At 68.8% G+C, this 25,294-nt stretch carries 21 protein-coding genes; 9 read left to right on the top strand and 12 right to left on the bottom strand.

Going from position 1 to position 25,294, the window contains the following annotated elements:
- Positions 1–102: 102 nt before the first annotated feature.
- Positions 103–1,026 (top strand): aldose 1-epimerase family protein, encoded by a 924-nt coding sequence (locus tag AXZ95_RS03710; protein ID WP_018189664.1) that lies wholly within the window; start codon positions 103–105, stop codon positions 1,024–1,026.
- A gap of 143 nt (positions 1,027–1,169) precedes the next feature.
- Here AXZ95_RS03710 and AXZ95_RS03705 read toward each other — a convergent pair whose 3' ends face one another.
- The 6 genes from AXZ95_RS03705 to AXZ95_RS03680 all read right to left on the bottom strand — a co-directional run bounded on the left by AXZ95_RS03705 (position 1,170) and on the right by AXZ95_RS03680 (position 9,243).
- Positions 1,170–2,780: an alpha-amylase family glycosyl hydrolase gene (locus tag AXZ95_RS03705; RefSeq protein ID WP_018189663.1), complete on the bottom strand. Its 1,611-nt coding sequence runs from the start codon at positions 2,778–2,780 to the stop codon at positions 1,170–1,172.
- Between the two features lie 56 nt (positions 2,781–2,836).
- Complete coding sequence (locus tag AXZ95_RS03700; protein ID WP_018189662.1) at positions 2,837–3,847, bottom strand: LacI family DNA-binding transcriptional regulator; 1,011 nt, start codon at positions 3,845–3,847, stop codon at positions 2,837–2,839.
- 31 nt (positions 3,848–3,878) lie between these two features.
- Positions 3,879–4,739 (bottom strand): carbohydrate ABC transporter permease, encoded by an 861-nt coding sequence (locus AXZ95_RS03695; RefSeq protein WP_018189661.1) that lies wholly within the window; start codon positions 4,737–4,739, stop codon positions 3,879–3,881.
- Positions 4,736–5,677, bottom strand: coding sequence for a sugar ABC transporter permease (locus AXZ95_RS03690; RefSeq protein WP_231374329.1), 942 nt, complete (start codon positions 5,675–5,677; stop codon positions 4,736–4,738). Before AXZ95_RS03690 ends, AXZ95_RS03695 begins: the two co-directional genes overlap by 4 nt.
- A 70-nt stretch (positions 5,678–5,747) precedes the next feature.
- On the bottom strand, positions 5,748–7,070 hold the full coding sequence (locus AXZ95_RS03685; protein ID WP_018189659.1) for an ABC transporter substrate-binding protein: 1,323 nt from the start codon (positions 7,068–7,070) through the stop codon (positions 5,748–5,750).
- Positions 7,071–7,107: 37 nt separating this feature from the next.
- Positions 7,108–9,243, bottom strand: a complete 2,136-nt coding sequence (locus AXZ95_RS03680) for an alpha-galactosidase (RefSeq protein WP_018189658.1) — start codon at positions 9,241–9,243, stop codon at positions 7,108–7,110.
- Positions 9,244–9,484: 241 nt separating this feature from the next.
- On the opposite strand from AXZ95_RS03680, the gene AXZ95_RS03675 reads away from it, so the two are divergent.
- A complete protein-coding gene (locus AXZ95_RS03675; RefSeq protein ID WP_018189657.1) occupies positions 9,485–12,193 on the top strand; it encodes a CBM35 domain-containing protein in 2,709 nt (902 codons plus the stop codon).
- Positions 12,194–12,230: 37 nt separating this feature from the next.
- Here the strand turns inward: AXZ95_RS03675 and AXZ95_RS03670 are convergent, their stop codons facing one another.
- On the bottom strand, positions 12,231–13,007 hold the full coding sequence (locus AXZ95_RS03670; RefSeq protein ID WP_018189656.1) for an isocitrate lyase/phosphoenolpyruvate mutase family protein: 777 nt from the start codon (positions 13,005–13,007) through the stop codon (positions 12,231–12,233).
- A gap of 32 nt (positions 13,008–13,039) precedes the next feature.
- Entirely contained in the window at positions 13,040–13,969 is a 930-nt protein-coding gene (locus AXZ95_RS03665; protein ID WP_196802418.1) for a helix-turn-helix transcriptional regulator, read from the bottom strand.
- A 126-nt stretch (positions 13,970–14,095) separates the two neighbouring features.
- Here AXZ95_RS03665 and AXZ95_RS03660 point away from each other — a divergent pair, with 126 nt between their 5' ends.
- From AXZ95_RS03660 to AXZ95_RS03640, 5 genes are all read left to right on the top strand, one after another.
- Positions 14,096–15,118, top strand: a complete 1,023-nt coding sequence (locus tag AXZ95_RS03660; protein WP_018189654.1) for a zinc-dependent alcohol dehydrogenase family protein — start codon at positions 14,096–14,098, stop codon at positions 15,116–15,118.
- A 25-nt stretch (positions 15,119–15,143) separates the two neighbouring features.
- Positions 15,144–15,551 (top strand): cupin domain-containing protein, encoded by a 408-nt coding sequence (locus tag AXZ95_RS03655; RefSeq protein WP_018189653.1) that lies wholly within the window; start codon positions 15,144–15,146, stop codon positions 15,549–15,551.
- Positions 15,548–15,880, top strand: coding sequence for a carboxymuconolactone decarboxylase family protein (locus AXZ95_RS03650; protein ID WP_018189652.1), 333 nt, complete (start codon positions 15,548–15,550; stop codon positions 15,878–15,880). The genes AXZ95_RS03655 and AXZ95_RS03650 overlap by 4 nt, the downstream gene beginning before the upstream one ends.
- 104 nt (positions 15,881–15,984) lie before the next feature.
- Positions 15,985–16,650, top strand: a complete 666-nt coding sequence (locus AXZ95_RS03645; protein ID WP_018189651.1) for a DUF433 domain-containing protein — start codon at positions 15,985–15,987, stop codon at positions 16,648–16,650.
- A gap of 9 nt (positions 16,651–16,659) precedes the next feature.
- Positions 16,660–17,064, top strand: coding sequence for a hypothetical protein (locus AXZ95_RS03640; protein WP_018189650.1), 405 nt, complete (start codon positions 16,660–16,662; stop codon positions 17,062–17,064).
- Positions 17,065–17,091: 27 nt separating this feature from the next.
- On the opposite strand, the gene AXZ95_RS03635 is transcribed toward AXZ95_RS03640, so the two are convergent.
- The 4 genes from AXZ95_RS03635 to chvE form a co-directional block, all read right to left on the bottom strand.
- Complete coding sequence (locus AXZ95_RS03635; RefSeq protein WP_018189649.1) at positions 17,092–17,901, bottom strand: NADP-dependent oxidoreductase; 810 nt, start codon at positions 17,899–17,901, stop codon at positions 17,092–17,094.
- Positions 17,902–18,004: 103 nt separating this feature from the next.
- Positions 18,005–19,180, bottom strand: coding sequence for a multiple monosaccharide ABC transporter permease (mmsB, locus tag AXZ95_RS03630; protein ID WP_018189648.1), 1,176 nt, complete (start codon positions 19,178–19,180; stop codon positions 18,005–18,007).
- Positions 19,177–20,721 (bottom strand): multiple monosaccharide ABC transporter ATP-binding protein, encoded by a 1,545-nt coding sequence (gene mmsA / locus AXZ95_RS03625; protein ID WP_018189647.1) that lies wholly within the window; start codon positions 20,719–20,721, stop codon positions 19,177–19,179. The genes mmsB and mmsA overlap by 4 nt, the downstream gene beginning before the upstream one ends.
- A 75-nt stretch (positions 20,722–20,796) precedes the next feature.
- A complete protein-coding gene (gene chvE, locus AXZ95_RS03620; protein ID WP_029042853.1) occupies positions 20,797–21,918 on the bottom strand; it encodes a multiple monosaccharide ABC transporter substrate-binding protein in 1,122 nt (373 codons plus the stop codon).
- A gap of 318 nt (positions 21,919–22,236) precedes the next feature.
- Between chvE and AXZ95_RS03615 the strand changes: the two genes are divergently transcribed.
- The gene (locus AXZ95_RS03615) at positions 22,237–23,271 is read left to right on the top strand and encodes a LacI family DNA-binding transcriptional regulator (protein ID WP_026307036.1); all 1,035 of its coding nucleotides are present in this window, start codon (positions 22,237–22,239) and stop codon (positions 23,269–23,271) included.
- 26 nt (positions 23,272–23,297) lie between these two features.
- A complete protein-coding gene (locus AXZ95_RS03610; RefSeq protein WP_018189644.1) occupies positions 23,298–25,244 on the top strand; it encodes a potassium transporter Kup in 1,947 nt (648 codons plus the stop codon).
- Positions 25,245–25,294: the final 50 nt, after the last annotated feature.

The raw sequence follows: 25,294 nt of genomic DNA, 5'->3' as shown, positions 1-25,294 counted from the left end.
TCCCCCGCCGTCGAGTCCGCAAACTTTGCACGCTCTGGAGCTCCAGAGCGTGCAAAGTTTGCGGACTCGACGGTGGGCGGAGGGGTTGGAGAGAATGGGCGGATGAGCACACCCATCTCCGGTACCCACTTCGGCCTCACGGCGGGCGACTACCACGCGACCATCGCGTCGGTCGGCGCCACCCTGCGGACGCTCCAGTTCGACGGACGCGACCTCGTCGTCCCGTTCGAGGCCGACGAGGTGCGTCCCGCGTTCCGCGGCGCCACCCTCGCACCCTGGCCGAACCGGGTCGTCGACGGCCGTTACACCTTCGACGGCGTCGAGCAGCAGCTCGCGCTCACCGAGCCCACCCGCGGGCACGCCCTGCACGGACTGGCGGCCTGGCTCGACTTCGTCGCGGTCGATCGAGCCGCGGACAGCGTGACGTTCGCCGCGACCATCGAGGCGCAGGCCGGCTACCCGCACCGCGTGGAGGTGACGGTCGCGTTCTCCCTCGACGAGGAGGGCCTGCACACGACGGTGACCGGCACGAACACCGGGCCGACGCGCGCCCCGTGGGGCACCGGCCCGCACCCGTACCTCGTCGCGGGCGACGGCCGAGTGGACGACTGGACGCTGTCCCTCCCCGCCGATCAGGTGCTCACCGTCACCGAGGACCGCCTGATCCCGACCGGCCTCGCCGACGTCGCGACCGAGCAGGGCGGCGACTGGGACTTCCGCACGCCCCGGACCATCGGCGACACGTTCATCGACCACGCCTTCACGGGCCTCTCCCGCTCGGCGGGCGGCGCGGCCGTCGTCCGTGTCACGACCGCGGAGGGCACCGGAGTGGAGCTCGCCTGGGGCGAGGACTGCCCGTGGGTACAGATCCACACGGCCGACCAGCCCGTCCCTGAGCTGAACCGACTCGGACTGGCCGTCGAGCCGATGACGTGCCCGCCGGACGCCTACAACTCGGGCACCGACCTCATCGTGCTGGAACCGGGAGCATCGGCCACCGCATCCTGGACCATCCGCGCCGTCTAGCGAAGGCCATCCAGGGGAAGAAGGTGCGCGCGGCCTTCCACGACGGGCCGCGCGCACTGCGATGCTAGGCGGAGCCGGCCGGCGGCAGCGCTGTACGCGGTGTCGAGTAGGGCATCCCGCCGTCGACACTCCGTCGGATGCGCTCACAGGGACAGCCACGCGAAGCCGTACGGGCCGAGCACCCGGCCGTCCCATCCCTCCGCGAGCGGCGCCTCCGGCTCGCGCCCGAGGTCGAGGTGACGGGCGAGATCGAGCTGGACGGACTCGCCCGACAGGTTGTGCACGGTGAGGAGCCCGTCCCGCCGCAGGGCGAGGACGGAGGGGGCGCCCACGTCGAGCGCCGTCCATCCGGCTGCACCCGCCCCCTTCTCCCGGCGGAGCTCCGCGATCCTCCGCACGAGGGTCAGCAGCGACGCCGGGTCGCCCTCCTGCGCCCGCACGTTCACCTCCCGGAATCCGTACGGCCCGTCGACCTGCGCCGGCAGGGTGAGGGGCGACTCCTCCGCGCTCGTGAACCCGCCCCACCGCGAATCGTCCCACTGCATCGTGGTCCGGGCGGCCCCGCGACCCTCGATGCTCAGGTCGTCGCCGACTCCGAGCTCCTGGCCGGCGAGCAACAGCGGGACGCCCGGCAGCGCGTACAGGAGGCTCAGGGTCATGCGCACCCGCTGATCGGGCTGCATCATCGGCGCCCAGCCGCGCCGAATGCCGCGCCCGTAGATCAGCATGGACGGGTCGGGCGCGAAATGCTCGAACGCTTCCTTCCGCTCGTCGTCGCTCAACTGCTGCAGGTCGAGCTCGTCGGCGTTGTGCACGAAGTTGAGCCGCGCATCGGGCGGGATGGTGTCGTCGAGACGCCGGAGGGCGTCCACGAGTGGCTGCGCCCGACCCCGGGTGAGCGCGAGCATGAGTGAGTTGTTCAGCGTGAAGTCGATCACCGCCTCGAACCGGCCGCGTTCGACGAGGGCCGCCATGAGCTCCGGCGACTCGTCCGCCTCGGCGATGAGCGCCACATCCTGCTTCACCTCGCGGAGACGTGCGCGCAGGCGGTCGAAGAAGGAGCCGTCGTCCACATCCGTGTCCGGCCGGCCTTTGCCCTGCACGATCAGGAGGGCCGCGTCGATGCGGAAGCCGTCGACGCCGACCTCCAGCCAGTAGCTCAGCACCCGGACGATCTCCTCGAACACGTCCGGATCCGTGGCGTTGAGGTCCGGCTGGAATTCGTAGAACTGGTGGTGGTAGTACCGGCCGGCCCGGGGCTCGTACGCCCAGACCGCGTCGTCCTCGCCCGGGAACATCGGATGGTCGCCCGGCTCGACTGAGTCGTCCTCGCTCCAGATGAAGAAGCGTCCGGCGGTGGAGTCCGGCGCGTCGACGGCCGCGCGGAACCAGGCGTGCCGGTCCGAGGTGTGGTGCAGCACCGCGTCGATGAGGACGCGCATCCCCCGCTCGTGCGCCGCGTCGAGGAAGGCGCGCAGGCTGTCGAGGTCGCCGAACCGCGGGTCGACGGCGAGATGGTCGTCGACGTCGTAGCCGTTGTCGCGACGGGCGCTGGGATAGAACGGCAGCAGCCAGATCCAGGTCACCCCGAGCGAGGCGACGTAGTCGAGGTGCTCGATCGCCCCGGCGAAGTCGCCGAACCCGTCGCCGTCGCCGTCCGCGAACCGCGACAGGTCGAGTCCGTACACCAGTTCGCCGGGATCGCCGGCCCAGGCGCCCGTCCAGCCGTCGGTGGTGGCAGCAGTGTTCGTCATGCTCCAGTCATACGCCCCCGGTCCGGCGGGGCCGCGATCAGGCATCACTCCCGTCGTCAGGCGGGCGGCGGCGCCGTGCTCTCGCGGATGACGACGGTCGGGCGCTCCGAGGAGAACTTCCGTACCTTGCCGCCCGCGATCACGCGCTCGAGCAGGTCGTAGGCGCGGGAGCCGAGCCCGACGAAGTCCTGGTCCACCGTGGTCAGCGGCGGGCTCCACATCCGGGCGAGAGGATGGTCGTCGAACCCCACGACGCTGACGTCCTGCGGCACGCGCTTGCCCTTCTCCACGAGACCCCGGATGACTCCCATCGCGATCTCGTCGTTTCCGCAGAACACGGCGGTGACGGACGGGTCGTCGGCGAGGGCGCGTCCGATCTCGCGCCCGGACTCCGGCTCCCAGGTGGCGTCGACCGGCGGGGGGACCGGGGCTCCGCGGGCGGTCAGCGCCCGCTTCCAGCCGGTCGTTCGGCCGTCCTCCTTGCGCGACGGCGGCACTCGTACGTGATGGACGGTCGAGTGGCCGAGTTCCAGGAGGTAGTCGACGACCTCTTCCGCGGCGTCCGCCTCGGCGAGCACCGCCTGGGGAACCCCCGACTCCCGGACGCCGGAGATCGACACGGTCGGGATGGACTTCGGAAGCCGATGAAGCGCCGCGACGCCGGGCGGGTCGAACTTGAGGACGACGACCCCGGCGATCGGCTGATCGAGCACGAGCGACACGGCCCCGTCGACGGTCTCATCGTCGGCGGACTCCACCACGGTGATGCTCACGGTGTAACCGGCCGCGCGGGCGCGCTCCTCGATCCCACGGATCGTCTCGGCGTACCCGTACCGGGAGGTGTTGCCGGCGATCACGGCGATGAGCCGCGGCTGACGGGCCACCAGCGCGCGCGCGGCGGCGGAGGGACGGAAGTCGAGCTCCCGGATCGCCTCCATGACGCGTGAGCGCTTCTCGTCGGACACGTACGCGGCGCCGTTGAGGACGCGCGACACCGTCGGGACCGAGACGCCGGCGCGGCGCGCGACGTCGCTGATCACGGGCGGTTTCGGCGCGTTGTTCGGCATCGCCCTCAGCATAGCCACGCGCCCCGCTCCGTCACTTCACGGCCCCGCTGGTGATGCCCGAGATGATGCGGCGCTGCATCACCGTGAAGGTGATCAGCAGCGGAAGGCTCATCAGGATGATGTAGGCGAAGATCAGGTGCCAGTTCTGCAGGTACAGACCCGCGCTGGCGACCTGGTAGAGGTTGAGCGGGAGGGTGTCGAGCCGTCCCCCCACCACGAACAGCGCGTAGAAGACGTCGTTCCAGATGTACAGGCAGATCAGGATCGTCGCCGTCGCGAGCGTCGGGGTCAGCAGCGGCAGGATGACACGGAAGAACACCTTCACCGGGCCGGCGCCGTCGACGCGCGCCGCCTCCTCCAGTTCCACCGGGATGGTGCGGACGAAACCCGTCACGAAGAAGATGACGGTCGACATGTACATGCCCATGTAGACGCCGATCATCCCGACGGCCGTGCCCGCGAGCCCCAACTGGCGGAGCAGGAGCACGATGGTCACGACCGCGGGCGGGAGCACGATCCCGCTGATGCCGAGCGCATAGACGAACGAGATCGCGCGCCCGCGCCGTCGGCCCAGGATCCACGACGCCATCGCGCCGAGGAGGAGGACGCCGAAGACCGACGGCACCATGATGAGCAGGCTGCCGAAGAAGGCGGGGACCATGCGTCCCTGGTCCAGGACGGTCGCGAAGTTCGGCAGCAGGTGCCAGCTGGTCGGCAGCGCCAGGCTGGGGTTGAGGGCCTCGGCCTGGTCTTTTCCCGCGGTCACGACGACCAGCCAGAAGGGGATGCCGAGCAGGAGCACGACCAGCAGGATGGCGACGATCGGCTGGACGACGCGCGAGGGCTTCAGAGGCCGGCGGCGACGGCGGGCGGTGGAGGCGAGCGCGCTCACAGCACGTTCTCCCTTCTGCGGAGGAAGTAGATCACCGGGAAGGCCAGGACCGTCACCATGAGGAACAGGGTGAGGCTCATGGTGGTCGCCTGCGCGAACAGTCCCTGCCCGAACGTGCGGAAGATGAAGATGTTGAGCAGCTCGGTCGTTCCACCGGGGCCGCCTCCCGTCGTCGCCTGGACGACGTCGAAGCCGTTCATCGAGCCGAGCAAGGCGGTCGCGACGTTGAACGTCACGGCGGGGGCGAGGAGGGGGAACCGGATGGTGCGGAACGTCGTCCACCAGCCGGCGCCGTCGAGGCGGGCGGCCTCCAGGATGTCCTCGTTGATGGTCTTGAGACCGGCCAGGTAGATCAGCATGGAGAGGCCCATCCACTTCCACGCGTGGATCAGGGCGACGACGACGATGGTCCACGTGGTGCTGCCGAGCCAGGCGATGGACACGTGCTGCCCGCTGACGAAGCCGAGGATCTGGTTGAGCGCGCCCTCGGGCTTCAGCATCGCCTGGAAGATGTAGCCGACGGCGAGCGCCGACATCACGACGGGGACGAAGAAGGCGACGCGCGCGAAGCGGTTGATCGGGGTGTCGCGCTCCAGCACGAGGGCCAGGATGAGACCGAACACGTTCTGGAACACGGCGACGAGAATGGCGTAGACGAGCGTGATCCGGAGGTCGTTCAGCAGGCTGCCGTTGGTGAAGAGAGCCGCGAAGTTGTCGGTGCCGACGAAGCCGATGTCGCTGTGGAAGCTGGACCAGTTCGTGAACGCGTACACGAAGTTGAAGATCGTCGGGACGAAGAAGAAGACGATCAGGACGAGGAGCGCGGGCACCAGGAACCAAGCAGGGTGGTCCTGCCGTCGGCGGCCTCGCGGTCGCGGCGCACTCGGGCGGGCCGTCGGCGCGGCCGCGGGGGCGGGCGGGGCGAGTTGGGCGGTCACGGTGTCTGCCTTTCTGCGAGTGGTCGGGGAGCGCCGGGGCGGGTGGGGGGTCCGCCCCGACGCCCGTCGGCTAGAAGCCCTTGACTCCCTGCGCCTTCGCGAGCTGTGCGAACTGCGCCTGTGTCGCCTCTGCCACCTGGACCGGGGTCTTGGTCCCTTGGATCATGTCGGCGAGGTTCAGATACAGGTCGGGGTTCGCGACGGCGAGCGCCTGCATCGAACCGACCGACCCGTCGAGGGATGCCGCCACATCGGTGAGGGCGGTGGGGACGCTGCTGGGGGTGTCGACGCCCTTGATCAGGGACACGGTCGACTGCGCCTTCACGAAGTCGGCGTACCCGTCTCCGAGCCAGTAGCTGAGGAACTGACGGGCGGCGGCCTCCCGCTTGCTGTCACCCGTCTTGAAGGCGACGAGGGCGTTCGACTGGTCCGGGATGTACGTGCCGACGTTGCCCTTCGGCGAGATCGGGAAGAATCCGATCTTCTTGTTCAGCTCCTCGGTGCTGGAGGTGGCCTGCAGTTCGCCGAAGAACGAGTTGACCTGCATCGCCATGGCCGCCTTGCCTCCGAGCAGTGCGTTCCCCTGGTCGACGAATGTCGCGGTCTTGATGTCGGCGTTGAACAGCCCCTGTTGGATCAGCTTCTGATAGTTGTCGATCGCGCCCTGGATGGTCGGGTCGGTGAACTTCTCCTCGTTCTTGTTCACCTTGTCCCAGAGGCCGTCCTTGGCGGCGTCGGCCAGCTGCGCCTGCACCCACCACTGGGTGGCCCACTTGTCGCCGCCCATCTCGTAGAAGGGGTCGACTCCCTTGGCCTTCAGCTGCTCGGCCAGGGCGATGAACTCGTCCCAGTTCTTCGGGGTGGCGGTGATCCCGTTCTTCGAGAACACCTCCTTGTTGTAGTAGACGCCGATGACGGCCGGGGTGGTCACCAGGGCGGCGTAGCGCGTGCCGTCCAGCGTGCCCGTCATGTCGGCCAGGTTGCCGGTGTAGTTCTTCACCCACGGAGCGCCCTCCAGCGACTGCAGGTTCTGCGCCGCGTTGAGCGCCGTGAGCTCGGAAGCCGTGGGCTGCCAGAAGGCGAGGTCTGGCTTGTCACCCGTCGCGACCTTGGTCTGTACGCCCTGCTCGTACGGGTCGGGGATGGTGACGACCTTCACCTTCGCGCCGGTCAGTTTCTCGAAGCCCGTGATCACGCTCTCGGGGGTCTTGTTCGAGTTCTGCGCGGCCCAGATGGTGAGGTCGACGCCGTCGAGTTTGGTGTCCTGCGCCGGCCACGACGCGCTGCCCGCGCTGCCGCCTCCGGATCCGGGGTCGCTGCACCCCGACAGCACGAGCGCCGCGGCGGCGGCGATGGCCGCGATCGAGGCGGCTCCCTTCCAAGCGATCTTCATTGAACTGCTCTCCTTGAGTGACGTAGCGACGGTAGCGCTACTGGGTTCGGGTTGCGGAATGCGGTGCGGACGCGATGTTCGTCGCGGCCTGGAGGCGGAGGACCCGCGCGCCGACCTCGCCGGTGGGGCTGGTGACGGTGAGTTCTCCTGTCCCCGCGTCCCAGTGGGTCTCCCAGTCGGGAAGGGATCGCGGGAAGACGGTCGAGACCGTGAGCTCCCGTCCGGCGAACGCCGGAAGGGAGAGCCGGACCTCGGGGGTCGCCGGGTCGCGGTTCCAGACGGCCACCAGGGCGCCGTCGTCGATCGCGAGCCCCAGCGAGGTCCACCCCGCGTCCCAGGTGGGGATGCCGAGCGGCCAGAAGGGGGTGGATGCGGTGAGCTCGCCGCGCAGCTGCTTGGCGGCCCCGACCGCGTCGGAGACGAGCGCCAGGCGATCGGCGTCCATGCGCGCCAGATGCCCGGAGACGTAGTAGCGGCCGAGGAGTCCGGTGGCGAGGCAGAAGGCGACCTCCTCCATCGTCATCTCCGGCTGCGGATACGCCCAGCTCGCCGCCTGCTCCGGCAGCATCGCGGCCGGCGCGCTCGCCGCGATCGGCGGGTACTTGAGGAAGTCCTGCTGGTCGGAGGTGGACTGCATCTGCAGCCGGGAGAGCATGGCGTAGTCGGAGCGCATCGCCCCGGAACCGCAGTTCTCGAGCACGAGACCGGGATGGCGGTCGAGCACGCCGTCGAGCCAGTCGAGGTGGGCGCGGTTGTGGGCCAGCAGTCCGGCGCCGACGCTGTCCGCATCCCGATCGGTCCCCGGCCCCGGGTTGATGTTGTAGTCGAGCTTGAAGAAGCCGATCCCGAACTCGTGCACGAGCCGGTCGACGACGGAGTCCAGGTGCTCGCGCGCCGCCGGATGCCGGAGGTCGAGGTGGTAGCGGTGGTGCTCGACGACGCGCTCGCCTTTGCGCTGCAGGAAGGCGCCGTCGGGCAGACGGTCGGCCATCGGGCTGTTCACCCCGATGACCTCGGGCTCGAGCCAGAGGCCGGGCACCATCCCGGCGTCTCGGATGTGGTCGATGACCTCCGAGAGCCCGCCGGGGAAACGTGTGGTGCTCGGCATCCACTCCCCCACGGTGTCCCACCATTCGCCGCTGTCGTCGTACCAACCCGCGTCGATGCAGAACACTTCGGCGCCGACGCGGGAGGCCGCGTCGATGAGCGGGAGCAGCTTCTCCGTCGTCGGGTCGCCGTTCAGGGTGTTCATGTAGTCGTTGAAGACGACGGGCATCGCGCTGTTGTCGGGATGGGGCCGCCGGTGTGCGCGCCGGTAGGCGGTCAGCTGGCCGATCGCCGACGTGACGTCGCGGGCGAGAGCCAGGGCGACGGTGACCGTGGTGAACGACTCGCCGGGCCGGAGTTCCTCGCTCCACTGGTGGTCGGTGTCGGTGGGCCCGGAGAGGGCGAGATAGCCGCTCGCGGTGTCCTCCCCCAGCTCCCAGCGCCAGGCGCCGTTGTGCTCGATCTGCCAGGCCCAGGCGGCTCCGAGCCGCGTCGACCGGACCGCCGCGACGGGCAGGTGCTTGCCGGTGGACCAGGTGCCGGAGGAGATCACGCTGAACTCTCCGCGCGGGTTGTGGTTGGTCAGCTGCTGTTCGAGGCGCGGGAAGCGGACGCCGTTGAGCGGCTCGCGCACCCACCGCCCTTCGCCCAGCCAGTCACTGAGCGCGTGGTAGACCTCCCACTCGCGGATGCTGCTGCGGCCGTTGCCGCCGAGATAGAGCGCGAGCGATGGGATGGAGCGGAGCACGACGGGTTCGTGACCGTCGTTGAGGACGGTGGCAGATGAACGGAGCACCGACAGGCCGTCGGTGAGTTCGAGGAGCAGCTCGATGCGGAGGCCGGCCTGTACGTGGTCGAGCCGGACCCGCAGGGCCGATCCGGTGGCGGTGGCCGCCTCGTCGTGGCCTGCATAGCGGAGGTCGTGCCCGATCGCCGTGTGGACCAGCCGGTCGCTGGCGAGCGAGTGCCCCTGGTTGACCGCGAGCACGTCGACCAGCGGGAGCCCCGTGGGCATGTCGAGCCGCAGCCCGTCGTGCTCGACCGCGGCGATTCGGGGTGCGGAGTCTGCCGACCATTCGATCTCGACGGTCAGCTTCTCGGTGCCCCAGCTCAGGCGGTCGGTCATCGGTCTCCTCGTCATCGTGGATGGTGGCGGCCGGTTGCCGCGTCGGTTCATGATAGCGCTATCAGATCGCAGCGCAAGTCTTTTCTGATAGCGCTATCAGCGGCGCGGTCATTGGGTGACATCGACACTTGCGGGCCGCGGCGATATCGCTATCATGATAGCGGTTTCAGAGTGGCGCTCCACAGTGGGGACCCGACGCGAGCCCGGAACCGTCCAACCGATCCGTACGAAGGAGTACCGCGTGAACGGAACACATCGCAGGCGCCGCCTGCGCAGCATCCTCCCGCCCTCGATCGCCATCACTGCCGGGCTCGCCCTCGCGGTGAGCGGCCTCTCCGCCCTTCCCGCCGGCGCCGCCGGCGTCGACCACCTCGGTGTCGACTTCTCCCAGACCACCGGCGCTTTCCGAGGTGGCGCCACCGGCACGCTCTACGGCCTCGGCGACGACGGGGTTCCGAGCCAGTCCGTCCTGAACGGCGCCCACATCACCAACACGTCGCAGAAGCCGCCCTTCGGTGCTCAGCATCCCAACGGCGACGCGCTGCAGGTCGAGTCGTCGTTCTTCGCCGGCGGAGGCCAGGACCTGTACGTCTACGCGCAGGACATGTATCCGGACTGGCCCTACAACGGCGGCACGCGGCCGGGCGACGCGAACGGCGACGGGGTCTGGGACTACCTCCCCATTCTCAAGAAGGTCGTCGAGGACGTCGCGACGACGTCGAAGCATCCCGAGAAGTACGTCTTCATCCCGTTCAACGAGCCGGACGGCGGCAACTGGTACCCGAACTGGTCGACGCAGAAGGACCAGTTCCTCGCCGACTGGTCGGCCGCCTACCAGGTGATCCAGGGCGTCTACGCCGAGCACGGCCTCGGGCACGCCCGCGTCGGGGGACCGGGCGATTCCGTCTGGCACCCCGACCGGAGCGCCGACTTCCTCGCCTACGCCAAGGCCCGCTCCGAACTCCCGGACATCTTCATCTGGCACGAACTCGGCACCTACAACCTGGCCACGTTCCGAGGCCACCACGACGAGTACACCGCGCTGCTCCAGCGGCTCGGGATCGCGCCCATCCCCGTCAACATCACCGAGTTCGGGATGCTGCGCGACATGGGCGTGCCCGGCCAGCTCATCCAGTGGATCTCGATGTTCGAGAGCGAGAAGGTCGACGCGCAGACGGCGTACTGGAACTACGCGGGCAACCTCTCCGACAACTCCTCGCGCAACAACGGCGCGAACGGCGGATGGTGGATGTTCAACTGGTACGGCGACCTCGCCGGCTCCACGACCGCGCAGGTCACCCCGCCGAAGCTGAACACGCCGGACTCCCTCCAGGGCCTCGCCGCCATCGACACCGGCGCTCGCACGGCCACCGTGCTGTTCGGCGGAGGATCCTCGGACGTGGCGGTCGATGTGAAGGGACTCGACGCATCCACCTTCGGCTCGACCGTCGACGTGCGCGTCCGCGCCGACCGCCTCAACGGGGCGGAGGGCGCCTCGCTCCAGCCTCCGGTGATCCTGTCGACGACCGCGGAGGTCACAGACGGGCGGCTCTCGGTGACCGTTCCGAACAGTGACCGCTACTCGGCGTACCAGCTGGAAATCACCCCGCGGCTCACCGATCCGCAGCCGGTGTCGGCAGACCTGGTGAACAGCACGGAGGCCGAGAACGCTACTCTCGCGAACGCGACCGTCTACACGCAGGACCCGTCGCGCGAGTGGTCCTTCATGGCGTCCGGCGGCAAGGACGTCGGCTCGTTCAACCGCGCCGGATCCTCCGCGACCTGGAACGTGACCGTGCCGACGACCGGCGACTACCGGCTGTCGGTGCTCAGCGGCACGAACGCGTCGCCCGGGCAGCACGCGCTGTTCGTCGACGGCGCCTTCGGCCGGCTGGTGAAGTACTCCGCCGATCTCGGCTGGGGATACCGCGGGACGGCGGATGCCACGATCCACCTGACCGCGGGCACTCACGCGCTGTCGCTGCGGGCGAGCGTCGACGGGACGACCCTGCTGCCCGGTGCGGACATCACGCTCGACCGGTTCGACCTCCACGATGTCACCGCGGGTGAGCGGGCGACGTACCCGGCCGTCGACGCCCGCCTCTCCGGCGGGGCGACCCTCTCCTGGAAGCACCCGGCCGCGCGGGGCTACGCCTCGGTGACGGGCGACGGCGCCGCCACCTTCTACGCGACCACTGCCGAGACGGGCTACTACGACGTGACGACGCACTTCGCGTCGACGGGTCGCGGGGCGACGCCCTCCCTGGTCGTGAACGGCCGGACCGTGGCCCTTCCGGCCTCCACCGGGCCGGGCGTCTTCGATGCGACCGTGCGGCTGTTCCTCCCGCAGGGAGTGAACGAGCTCACCGTCCGTGCGGAGGCGGGCACCGTGCTGGTCGGCGATGTGTCGACGATCCGGGGTGCGGCGCAGAAGGCGGCCGACGCGGATGCGGCTCTCGTCTTCCGCAGTGAGGCCGAGGCTCTGCCCCTGTCCGGCACGGCGGTCGTGCAGACCGACCCGGCCGGCTCGAACGGATCCGCGGACGCGCAGGGCGTGGTCCGCCACGTCGGCTACCTCGGAAACGGCCCGGCGAACACGCTGACCGTTCCGCGGCCGAGCGGCTTCGCGGCGGGCGACTACCAGCTCGTCATCGGAGCAGCCAACGCCGACAAGTCGGCGGCGATCAACTACAACCCGCAGGTGATCAGCCGTTTCCTGGATGTGGCGGAGGCCGGCGGAGCCACCACCCGCGCCGCTTTCCGCCACAACTACTCGTGGAGCAGCTATTGGGACAAGACGGTCCCGTTGACGCTCTCGACCGACGGCGGCGCGCTCAGCCTGGGCAACGCCACGGCGTACGGGCCGAACGTCGACACCGTCACACTGGCGAAGTTCGTCGGTGCGGCACCGTCGATCGCGAAGCGACAGACCGGACTCGGCGCGAAGTAGCCGGCACCGGAAACGGACGGCGGGCGGCGTCGGAGCCTCACGGCTCCGGCGCCGCTCGCGCGAAGTCGATCAGCCGCTGCTGCGCCTCCGCGTAGGAGGTCGCTGTCGGGAACTCGCGGCCGTCCCGCACCGCTGCCGCGACATCCACTGCCGCGTCGATCGCGACCCGGTACGGCAAGGAGCCGGTGCTCACCCGTCGCACCCCCAGCTCACCGAGGCGGTCGAGGCCGAGGCCCGGCACGACGAGCACGTTGAGGGGAAGCGGGATGGCCGCCGCCAGCTGCTCGATCGTCGCCGGGTCCGAGACGCCCGGCACGAAGATGCCATCCGCTCCGGCGTCGGCGTACCGCTTCGCCCGCTCGGCGACGGCGTCGACGGTCGCCTCCTCGTGGAACCAGTAGGAGTCGACGCGCGCGTTGACGAACACGTCGGGTGCGCTCCGAGTGATCGCCGTGATCTTGGCCGCGAGGATGGCGGGGTCCACGAGATGACCGCCGGAGGAGTCCTCCAGGTTCACACCCGCGACGCCCAGGCCTGCGACGAGGTCGGCGACCTCCTCCGCGTCGTCGCTGAAGCCGTCCTCGATATCGGCCGAGATGTACGCCGGGAGCGCACTGATCCGCTCGACAAGGGCGAGCGTCGGCTCCCGGCCCGCACCCTCCGCGTCCGGGCGGCCCGATGCCGCGTTCACGCCGAAGCTCGTCGTGCCGATCGCCGGAAAGCCCGCCGCGGCGAAGGCGATCGCCGACCCCACATCCCACGCGTTGGGCAGCAGAAGCGGCCGGTCGCCGCGATGGAGTTCGTGGAACGTCATCGGCTCCCCCTCACGGGACGCGCTGGAAAGCCCTACCGGCCCTCACCATCACGGGGCGAGGATAGCCCGCCGAGGGCGGCGGCGGCGATCCCCTCCTGCGCGGCCGGGTGCTCGGCCGCCCACGATGCGAGCAGCCGGAGCTTCTGCGCCGACTCCGACCCGGGCTCCGCGGTGTAGACGAGCACGACATGACCCGGCTCCGCGGTCACGGCCAGCTCCTCGAAAGCGAGGGTGACGTCCCCCACGACCGGATGATGGAAGCGCTTCGTCCCGGTGCCGTGCGTCCGCACGTTGTGGGCCCCCCACAGCCGCCGGAACTCGTCGCTGCGGGTGGAAAGCTCCCCGACGAGCTCCTGCAGGGCCGGATTGTGGGGATCGCGGCCCGCCTCCGCCCGCATCATCGCCACACACATGTCAGCGAAGAGGTCCCAGTCCGGGTAGAAGTCGCGGGACGCCGGGTCGAGGAACTGGAAGCGGGCGAAGTTCGGGGTGCGACCGCCGTCTCCGATCATCGGGGCGTAGAACGCCCGGGCGAGCGCATTGAACGCGATCACGTCGGACTGCGGGTTGCGCACCACGGCGATCCCCTCGGTCACCGCCTCCAGCATCCAGTGCAGGCTCGGCCGGCCCGCCGGGTTGCGGGTGCTCGCGCGGCGACGGGAGCGCCCGGAGGTGGGGATGCCGTCGGCGGCGCGGGCCAGGTCGAACAGGTGCGCGCGCTCGGCGTCGTCGAGCTGCAGCGCCTGCGACACGGCGTCGAGGACGGATGCGGAGGCGCCGGAGATCATGCCGCGCTCCAGCTTCGCGTAGTACTCGACGCTGACTCCCGCGAGCATGGCGACCTCGGAGCGGCGCAGGCCGCTCACCCGGCGGCCGTCGCCGGCCGGGAGCCCCGCCATCTCGGGTCGGAGCCGCGCGCGCCTGCTCATCAGAAACTCGCGGACCTCAGCTCGGTTTTCCATGACAACGAGGCTACGTCGCCCTGGACCGCCGAGGGGTGCCCTCTCAGTACACGTCACGGCAGGGACTCCCTCGGCCGGCACGCGCAGGGTGTGATGGAGGGGCACTCGATCGAAAGGAACATCCATATGCGTGGAGTCGTCATGCACGCCCCGCGGGACGTCCGGGTGGAGGACCGCGACGACCCGACCATCGAGCAGCCGACGGACGCTGTCATCCGCATCTCCGCCGCCTGCATCTGCGGATCGGATCTGTGGCCCTACCGCGGGACGGACCCGCTGGACGGGCCGACGCCGATGGGCCACGAGTACGTCGGTGTGGTGGAGGAGATCGGCGACGCCGTGACGACCGTGAAGGTCGGCGATGTCGTGGTCGGATCGTTCTTCGCCTCCGACGGCACGTGCGAGATCTGCCAGGCCGGCTACGAGTCGCACTGCGTGCACCGCGTCCCGATGGGATCGCTGGGCACGCAGGCGGAGCGCCTGCGCGTCCCGCTGGCCGACGGCACGCTCGTCGTCGTGCCGGGCGAGCCGGATGACCGCCAGCTGCGCGGACTGCTCGCCGCCTCCGACGTGCTCGGCACGGGATGGTTCGCCGCCGTCGCTGCGGAGGCCGGACCGGGCAAGACGGTCGCCGTCGTCGGTGACGGCGCGGTCGGGCTGCTCGGCGCCCTCGCCGCCCGGCGTCTCGGCGCGGAGCGGGTCATCGCGATGAGCCGTCACGCCGACCGGCAGGCGCTGGCCCGCCGCTTCGGCGCCACCGACATCGTCGAGGAGCGCGGCGACGAGGGCGTCGAGCGCATCAAGGAGCTCACCGACGGTCTCGGCGCGCACTCCACCATCGAGGCGGTCGGCACGCAGGAGTCGATGATGCAGGCCATCCGCGCCACGCGCGCCGGCGGCCACGTCGGCTATGTCGGGGTCTCGCACGACGTCGAGCTCCCCGGCCTGGAACTGTTCTTCTCCGGTGTGCATCTGCACGGCGGACCGGCTCCCGTTCGGCACTTCCTCCCCGAGCTCGTCGGGCTGATCATGGACGGCGAGATCGACCCGGGTGCCGTCTTCGACCTCACCCTGCCGCTCGAGGACGCCGCGGAGGGCTACCGGGCGATGGATGAGCGGCGCGCCACCAAGGTCCTGCTCACCCTCTGAGCACGAACACCGAGGAAGGAACCACATGAACATCGAGCCACGGACCCCCACGGTCAAGAATCCGCCGGAGCAGTTCGCCGGCGACGTCTGGGTCGATCCGATCGCCGGGCCGCATGAGGCCGACCAGCGCATGACGGTCGCCCTCGTGCGGTTCGCGCCGGGCGCCCGCACCGCGTGGCACAGCCACGCCCGCGGGCAGTACCTCCGGGTCACCGCCGGTGTGGCCCGGTTCGGCGACCGCGACGGGAACATCCTCGAGGTGCGACCCGGCGAGACCCTCTACACACCGCCCGGCCAGGACCACTGGCACGCCGCCGCGCCGGGCTGCTTCATGGAGCACATCGCGATGCTGGAGTCGGCCGACGACCCGGCGGACACCACCACCTGGAAAGAGCACATCACCGACGACGAGTACGAGGGGCGGACAGCATGAGCGACGCGACGACCGGCTGGACCGGCGGGCAGCGCGCCTTCGGCGACTTCGCTCCCGGGCTCGTGCACTACACCGACCGCGTGCTCTTCGACGAGGTGTGGGAGCGTCCGGAGCTCTCGAAGCGCGACCGCAGCCTCGTCACGGTGGCCGCGTTGCTGACCGGCGGCAACGTGGAGCAGCTGCGCTTCCACCTGGCCTTCGCGCGCGACAACGGCGTGACCGAGCAGGAGCTGATCGAGGCGATCACGCACCTCGCGTTCTACGCGGGCTGGCCGAAGGCGATGTCCGCCATGGCGATGGCCAAGGAGGTCTTCAGGAAGGCGTCGTGAATGCATTGCCATGGTTCAACGCCTCACGCCTGCTGTGACCGCAATTTCCCAGCGGCTGGTCGGCGCGCTGCTAGCCTGGACGCAGCGTGAGAGGAGGACCCGCGATGGACGAGCGCAGCTTGGTTCCTCTCTATACCCAAGGGGAAGCCAGTCGCATTCTGGGTCTTCCGCAGTCGACCTTCAACCATTGGGCCAGCGGATACAAGACGCTGTCCGGCAATCGAATGCCGCCCTTCATCACGGTTGAGCGACCTGGGCGCGGCTTCACCGTTCCCTTCATAGGGCTTGCCGAGGCGTGGATCGTGAGAGCGTTCACCAAAGCTGGCGTACCCGTGGTGCGTATTCGACCCGCTCTGGAGCAGTTGCGCACCCAGATCGGTGTCGAGCACGCCCTGGCCAGCGATCGGCTGAAAACTGACGGTGCCGAGATCTTGTGGGACCTGCGGCAGAAGAATGCCGCGTTCGATGACAATCGCCTCGTGGTCGTCCGCAACGGTCAAGCGGCATTCGGTGAGATAGTGCGAGAGCACCTCAAACTCGTCGAATATCGTGACGGTTTCATCGGCCAGGTCCGTATCCCCCGCGCATCCGGCGCTGGCTGGACAATCGATCCGCATATCAACTTCGGCCAGCCCACCCTCAGCGAGTACGGTGTGAGGGTCGATGATGTGCTTGATCGGCTGGCTGCCGGCGAAACGATCCAGGATGTAGCGCACGACTACGACATCCCCGCTGCAACGGTCGAAAACCTCGTCCTGGCTGCTGCATAGGTACTACGGATGACCGGGTTGCGGTTCTTCACCGACCGCAGTCTCGGTGACCATGAAGTACCCAGTGCGCTCCGGGCCGCCGGGTGGCAGATCGTCAGCATGCGAGAACGGTATGGCTCTCGCACCGCGCAAGGCCTGGCAGATGTCGACTGGATACGCGACGCGGCGGAACAAGGTGAATTCCTCCTGACCGGTGACAAGGCCGTGGCGAAACGACCGCTTGAGGCACGGGCCGTCGTTAGCGCCGGAGCCCGCATCTTTGCTCTGGGAAAGAATCAGCTCACCGGAACCGAGAAGGCCCACCGCTTTCTTCAGCACGAGGAGCTCATCTTTCGGCGAGCGTTGACGCGGCCTGGTCCCTACGTAGTCAGCATCAGCGCACGCGGGCTGGAGACCCTCAAACTCTTCACCTGAGTTCAGCCCAGCGGAGGACGGCCGGCCCTAGTCCGCCACCCTCACGATCGTCTTGCCGTTCCGCGAACCGCGGCCGGCGAACGCGGCGGGGGCGCCATCCAGCTCGACCACGTCGCCGATGAAGCTGCGCAACGCGCCGGCACGGACGCGGGCGACCAGCTGCTCCAGCTCGACGCGGCTCGGTTCCACGACGAAGAACAGTGCCGTGACGTCCGGCCGCTCCGTCGCGGGCGGCGCGGCGATCGTGACGAACCGGCCGCCCGGTCGCACCAGCCCCAGGGCTCGCGCACCGACGTCGCCGCCGAGCACGTCGACGACCAGGTCCACGGATCCCGCCGCATCGAGCTCTTCCGTGTCCACGAACGAGTGGACACCCGCTTCCGTCGCACGATCGCGGTGACCCGCCCGCCCAGTGCCGATGACGACGGCTCCGGCCTCGCGCGCGAGCTGGACGACGAGTGACCCGACGCCTCCCGCGGCTCCGGTGACGAGCACCGTCTGTCCCGCCTGGATGCCGCCGTGCTGGAACAGCGCCTGCCAGGCGGTGAGACCGGAGATCGGGAGGCTCGCCGCGGTCACGAAATCAACATCGGCCGGCAGCGGGGCCAGGTTCCTGGCCTCCACCGCGACGAACTCGGCCAGCGTTCCGTCGCGCGCCCAGTCGGCCAGCCCGAACACGCGCTGACCCACGGTCAGGCCGGTCGTGCCGTACCCGAGCTCGGTCACGACGCCCGCGAGCTCGTGCCCGGGGATGGCCGGGGTGCGGTCGTGGCCGGCCCGGTCCGTCCAGGTGGCCGGCCACTCCAGCTCGCCCGGGGTGAACCCGGCGGCGTGCACGCGGACGATGCTCGGCCGCGTGCGGCGCCGGGCGTTCCTCCACTCTCATTCCCGCGACTCCAGCGGCGGGATCGCTGACGGTGATCGCCTTCATGCCGGAAGGTTACTGCCCGACGGACCGCCGCTTGTTGTAGACGTCGAACGCGACCGCGGCGAGCAGGACCAGGCCCTTGATCAGCAGCTGGTAGTCGCTGTCGATACCGAGGATCGACATGCCGTTGTTCAGCACGCCGATGATCAGACCACCGATGATGGCGCCGGTCACCGTTCCGATACCGCCCGTGACCGCCGCGCCACCGATGAAGACGGCGGAGATCGCATCCAACTCGAAGCCGTTGCCCGCGCTGGGGCTCGCCAGGTTCAGGCCCGCCGTGAACACGAGACCGGCGACGGCCGACAGCACGCCCATGTTGACGAACAGCAGGAAGGTGACCCGCTTGGTCTTGACGCCGGAGAGGGCGGCAGCGGCCAGGTTGCCGCCGATCGCGTAGATGTGGCGGCCGAACACGGAGCGGTTCATGATCGCCGAGTAGCCGACGACCAGCACGGCCAGGATGATCAGCACGATCGGGGTGCCGTTGTAGCTGGCGAGCAGCACCGTCATCACGAGCACCAGGGCGATCAGGAAGACGAGCTTCACCACGAACCACCACAGCGGCTCGTCCTCGAGGTCGTACTTGCGCCGGACGGCGCGCTGGCGAAGCGACGACACCAGGATCGCGATGCTCGCGAGCAGACCGAGGACCATCGTCAGCGGCTCGTAGCCTGTGGTGCCGAACGCCGGCAGGAAGCCGGAACCGATCGCGCGGAACTCCTTCGGGAAGAACGAGATCTGCTGGTTTCCCAGAGCGATCTGCGCCGCGCCACGGAACGCGAGCATGCCGGCCAGGGTGACGATGAAGGCCGGGATGCCGAAGTAGGCGATCCAGAACCCCTGCCACGCTCCGACCAGGGCTCCGAGCACCAGGCAGAACACGATCGCGAGCGGCCACGGCAGGTGCCATTCGGAGATGAACACACCCGCCATCGCCCCGACGAACGCCACGACACTCCCCACCGACAGGTCGATGTGGCCGGCGATGATGACCATCACCATGCCGATCGCGAGGATGAGGATGTAGCTGTTCTGCACGATCAGGTTCGACACGTTGATCGGCGCGAGGGTGATGCCACCCGTCGCGATCTGGAAGAAGATCACGATGGCGATCAGGGTGATGAACAGCCCGATCTGACGCAGCTGGCTGGTCAGGTAGCTGAGGGCTTTCGTGAGCGATTTCATGCGGTGTTCTTCTCGCGTTCCTGGGTCATGAATTGCATGAGGTATTCGGCGGTTGCCTTCTCGCGCGGGACGTCGGCGGTGATGCGGCCCTCGCTCAGGGTGTAGATGCGGTCGCAGATGCCGAGCAGCTCCGGCAGCTCGGAGGAGATGACGATGATGCCCTTCCCCTGGTCCGCGAGCCGGTCGATGATCGTGTAGATCTCGTACTTCGCGCCGACGTCGATGCCGCGGGTGGGCTCGTCGAGGATGAGCACATCGGGGTCGGCGTACATCCACTTCGACAGCACGACCTTCTGCTGGTTGCCGCCGGACAGCTTCCCGGTGAGCGTCAGCACGTTCGGCGTCTTGATGTTCATCGTGCGGCGGTACTCCTCCGCCACCAGCGACTCCCGTTGGTCGTTGACGAACTTGAACCAGTTGACGAGCTTGTCGAGCGCGGCGATGGAGATGTTGCGCTGGATGTTGTCGATCAGGTTGAGCCCGAAGTGTTTGCGGTCCTCGGTCGAGTAGGCGATGCCGTTGGCGATCGCCTTGGACACCGTGCTGACCGAGATCTGCTGGCCGCGCTTGTAGACGCGCCCGCTGATCCCGACCCCGTAGCTGCGGCCGAAGATGCTCATCGCGAGCTCGGTGCGCCCCGCGCCCATCAGGCCCGCGATGCCGACGATCTCGCCGGCGCGCACGTGGAAGCTGACGTTGTCGACCACCGTGCGCGTGCGGTCGAGCGGGTGGTGGACGGTCCAGTCCTCGACCCGGAGCAGCTCCTCGCCGATGTGGGGCACGTGGTCGGGGAAGCGGCTCGCCACATCCCGGCCCACCATCCCCTTGATGATGCGCTCCTCGCTGGTGCCCTCTGTGCCCATCTCGAGCGTCTCGATCGTGCGGCCGTCGCGGATGATGGTCACCCGGTCGGCGATCGCCTTGATCTCGTTGAGCTTGTGGCTGATGATGATCGCCGTGATCCCGTGCGACTGGAGCTGACGGATCAGGTCGAGGAGGTGCGCGGAGTCCTCGTCGTTGAGCGCCGCGGTGGGCTCGTCGAGGATGAGGATCTTCACCTCCTTGGACAGCGCCTTGGCGATCTCGACCAGCTGCTGCTTGCCGACGCCGATGTCCTTGATCTTGGTGATCGGGTTGTCGTGGAGACCCACCCGGGCGAGCAGCTTGGCCGCCTCCAGGTTCGTCTCGTTCCAGTCGATGAACCCGTGCTTCTGCCGCTCGTTGCCGAGGTAGATGTTCTCGGCGATCGACAGGTAGGGCGACAGCGCCAGCTCCTGGTGGATGATGACGATGCCGGCCGCTTCGGAGTCGTTGATCGACCGGAACTCGACGGGCTCGCCGTTCATGACGATCTCGCCCTCGAAGGTCCCGTGCGGGTACACCCCCGAGAGGACCTTCATGAGCGTGGACTTGCCTGCGCCGTTCTCGCCGCAGATCGCGTGGACGGATCCCTCCTCGACGCTGATCGAGACATCCTGCAGCGCCTTGACGCCGGGGAAGGACTTCGAGATGTTGCGCATCTCGAGAATCGTGTTGGCCATGGTCTCCCTTGCTTGGCGAAATGAGGCCCGGGCCGGCGGCGTTGTCACCGACCGGCCCGGACCGTCAGGCCGGACCTACTGAAGGTCGGACTCCTTGTAGTAGCCGCTGTCGACCAGGATCTCCTTGTAGTTGTCCTTGGTGACGACGACCGGCTGGAACAGGTAGCTCGGGACGACCTTGACCTTGTTGTCGTAGCTCTTGGTGTCGTTCACCTCGGGCTTCTTGCCGGAGAGCAGGTCGTTGGCCATCTTGGCGGCCTCGTTCGCCAGCTTGCGGGTGTCCTTGTAGATCGTCGAGTACTGCGTCCCCGCGATGATCTGCTTCACGCTGGCGACCTCGGCGTCCTGACCGGTGATGATCGGGAGCTTCTTGCCGCCGGACCCGTAGCCGGCGCCCTCGAGCGCGCTCAGGATGCCGTCGGAGAGACCGTCGTAGGGCGATAGCACGCCCTGCACCTCGGTGCCGGTGGAGTACGACTTGGCGATGAGGTCCTGCATGCGTGCCTTGGCCGTCGCCGGGTCCCAGCGCAGGATCGCGACCTGGTTGAAGTTGGTCTGCCCGCTCTTGACGACCAGGGTGCCGTCGGCGATGTACGGCTTCAGGGTGTCCATCGCGCCGTTGTAGAAGAAGGTCGCGTTGTTGTCGTCGGGGCTTCCGGCGAAGACCTCGATGTTGAACGGGCCCTTCTGCCCGGTCGGCTTGCCGTCCTTGTCGAGGACTCCGAGGCCGGTGAGGAGCGAGTTGGCCTGGTAGACGCCGACCTTGTAGTTGTCGAACGACACGTAATAGTCGACGTTCTTGTCGCCGGTGAGCAGTCGGTCGTACGAGATGACCTTGATGCCCGCCTTGGCGGCCGCGTCGAGCTGGTCGGTGAGCGAGCCACCGTCGATGGAGGCGATGATGAGCACCTTGGCGCCCTTGGTGATCATCGTGTTGACCTGCTGCACCTGGGTCGGGATGTCGTTGTTGGCGTACTCGAGGTCGACCTTGTAGCCGTTCTTCTGCAGGTCCGACTTGACCGCATTGCCGTCCGCGATCCAGCGTTCGGACACCTTCGTCGGCATCGCGACGCCGACCAGCGCGCCCTTGTTGTCGGTGCTCGACCCTGTTCCGCCGCCGCGGCCTCCGGTGCACGCGGCGAGCGCGACGGCGATGCCGAGCGCGGCCGCAGCGAGTGCCACTTTCCTGAACTTCACTGTGATTCCTTTCGAGCGGTGAGGCGACCCGTGCGCCCACTGCGCACGAGCTCGCCGAGCTCGGAACTGTCACGCGCCCCCGTCGCAGCGTGCGACGGGGAGCTGCAGGAACGGCCGCTGCTGTGCGGCCCGATTGCTGCTGTCATGTGCGACTCCCTCGTCGTATGCTGGTCCGTACGCGATATATGTGACCGGTCCCAGAACGGGTTAGACGTTATGACCTGAGCCGGGCGTCAGTCAAGTGCTCCGCGGAAAAATATGATGAACACGTTCACCGAGCGTGGCAGCGCAGCCGCTCTCGCCGACGAGACAGGATGCATGGACAAGCACCCACCCGACGAGCAGCGCGCGCTCTCCATCCGGGACATCGCCCGGCTGGCCGGTGTGTCGCGTCAGACCGTGTCCCGGGTGCTGAACGGCGAGCGCTACATCAAGGCCTCCACCGAGGCGCAGGTGCGGAAGGTCATCGAGGAGCACTCCTGGCGGCCGAACAGCGCGGCGCGGGCGCTGGCCACCTCCCGCTCGAAGACGATCGGGCTGCTGGTCTCCGCCCGCTCGCACTACGGACCGTTCAGCGCGGCCGCGGCGATCGATGAGGCGGCGCGCGCACGCGGCTACGCCATCCTCTCGGCCACCCTCGCCCGCGAGGACGACGCCGCGATCTCGGAGGCGCTCGACGCGTTCGCGGCGCAGGGCGTGGACGGCGTCGTCGTGATCGCGCCGCAGCAGCGCGCCCACGAGGCGCTCCAGCGGGTGGCCGTGCGGGTTCCCTTCGTGAGCATGCACTGGAAGGACGACAGCGACGGCCGTGTCGCGGCATTCGACCAGGAGGCGGGAGCACGGCTCGCGACACGGCACCTGATCGAGCTCGGCCACACCCGGATCCGGCATCTCGCCGGCCCGCAGGACTGGAACGAGGCAGAGGACCGCATGAACGGCTTCCTCGCCGAGCTCTCCGACCACGACCTGCCGGCGACCGCGCCGGTCCTCGGCGACTGGACAGCCGACCTGGGCTACGAGGTCGGACTGAAGCTGCTCGACCATCCCGACTTCACGGCGGTGTTCGCCTCCAACGACCAGATGGCGCTGGGCCTCATGCACGCCGCCGCCGACCTCGGGCTCGCCATCCCGGGCGACCTCAGCATCGTCGGCTTCGACGACATCCCGGAGGCGAAGCACTTCGCACCGCCGCTGACGACCATCCGCCAGGACTTCGCCTGGCTCGGCGCGCACGCGATCGACGTGCTGGTCACGCAGATCGAGGGAGGGGATGCGTCGACGATCGCGGCGGAGTACCCGATCCCGCAGTTGGTGGTCCGGCAGAGCACCGCGCCGCCGCGTGTGCCCGGCTGACACGGAATCGGCGTACCGTTGCCGGAGTGCGAGAGTTCGTAGCGCCGCCGACGGCGCACGCGGGTGCGCCCGCGGGTGCGCCTCACCATCCGCGCGCGCTGGCGGCCGCCGCCCTCGCCGCACTCGGCGTCGTGTTCGGCGACATCGGCACGAGCCCGCTGTACGCGCTGAAGACGGTGTTCCTGCTCGACGGCGGTGCGGTGCGTCCCAACCAGGACGACGTCTTCGGGGTGATCTCGCTGATGTTCTGGAGCATCACCATCATCGTGTCGATCAAGTACCTCGGCATCCTGATGCGCGCCGACAACGACGGCGAGGGCGGGGTCATGGCGCTGGCCGCCCTGGCGCAGCGGCTCTACGCGAGCCGGGCGGGCAAGGCAGGCATCCTGCTCGTGATCGGCATCGTCGGGGTGTCGCTGTTCTACGGCGACTCGATCATCACGCCGGCGATCTCGGTGCTGTCGGCCGTCGAAGGTCTTCACGTCACCATCCCGGCGATCTCGCATCTGGTCATCCCGATCGCCGCGGTGATCATCGTCGTCCTGTTCGCCGTCCAGCGGTTCGGGACAGGCAAGGTCGGCGTGCTGTTCGGGCCGGTCATGGTGCTCTGGTTCGTCGTGATGGCGGTGGCCGGCGTCGTGATGGTGGTGCAGTATCCGGCTGTCCTCCTCGGCCTGTCGCCCACCTACGCCGTCGTCTTCATCGTCTCCCACCCGACCATCTCGTTCATCGCTCTGGGTGCGGTGGTGCTCGTGATCACCGGCGCGGAGGCCCTCTACGCCGACATGGGCCACTTCGGCCGCTCCCCCATCCGGAGGGCCTGGTTCGTGCTCGTCTTCCCCGCGCTGACGCTCAACTACCTGGGGCAGGCCGCGCTGATCCTCCACGACCCCGCCGCGCGCAGCAATCCGTTCTTCCTGCTCTTCCCCGAGTGGAGCAGGCTGCCCGTCGTCATCCTGGCCACGGCAGCGACCGTGATCGCGAGCCAGGCCGTCATCTCGGGCGCCTACTCGCTGTCGCGGCAGGCCGTCCAGCTCGGGTTGCTCCCGCCGCTCACGATCCGGCAGACGTCGGAGCGCGAGGGCGGCCAGATTTACCTGCCGGCAGTCAACATCCTGCTCTTCATCGGCGTGATGGCCGTCATGCTCGCGTTCGGATCGTCCGACCGGCTGTCCACCGCGTACGGGATCTCGGTCACGGGCGCGCTGGTCGTCGACACCCTGCTGCTGCTCCTCGTCGCCAAGCCGCTCTGGAACTGGGCGCCGTGGAAGATGATCCTCGCCGCCGTTGCGTTCGGCGGACTCGAACTCGCGTTCCTCGCCGGCAACCTCTCCAAGATCATCAACGGCGGGTGGGTGCCGCTGCTCATCGCTGCGGCCGTCATCCTGGTGATGACGACGTGGCGCCGCGGACGCCAGCTGGTGCAGCAGGACCGCAAGCGCAAGGAGGGGTCGCTCTCCGAGTTCATCGACAACCTGCGCGAGCAGAACCTCCCCCGGGTGCCCGGCGTCGCCGTGTTCCCGCACCCCAACAAGGACACGACCCCGCTCGCTCTGCGGGCTAACGTCAAGCACAACCACGTCCTCCACGAGCACGTGATCATCGTGTCGATCAGCACGGCGCAGGTGCCGCACGTGCCCACCTCGGAGGCGTTCACGTACGACGACCTCGGGTACGCCGACGACGGCATCGAGCACCTCAGCATCCGGTTCGGCTTCTCGGACAAGCCGGACATCCCCCGCGCGCTGCGTGCCGCGTGCCGCGCGGGCGCACTGCCGCTCGATCCCTCGGACTTCCCGCGTGCGTCGTACTTCATCTCGCGGGGCGCCATCCGCACCACCCGGACCAAGGGGACGGTGCGGTGGCGCCGATCGCTGTTCGTCGCGCTGGCGCACAACGCCGCCGACCCCGCCGCCCGATTCGGGCTGCCGCCGCTCCGGACGGTGACGATGGGCAGCGACGTCGAGATCTGAGCCGCGATTCGTGCCGAATGTGCGTTTAGCGGGCGCGAAAGCGCACATTC

The sequence above is a fragment of the Leifsonia sp. 115AMFTsu3.1 genome, from assembly GCF_004362795.1.
Classification (GTDB): domain Bacteria; phylum Actinomycetota; class Actinomycetes; order Actinomycetales; family Microbacteriaceae; genus Leifsonia.
The sequence above is the reverse complement of the archived record's forward strand: the minus strand, read 5'-3'. Positions and strand labels throughout refer to the sequence as shown.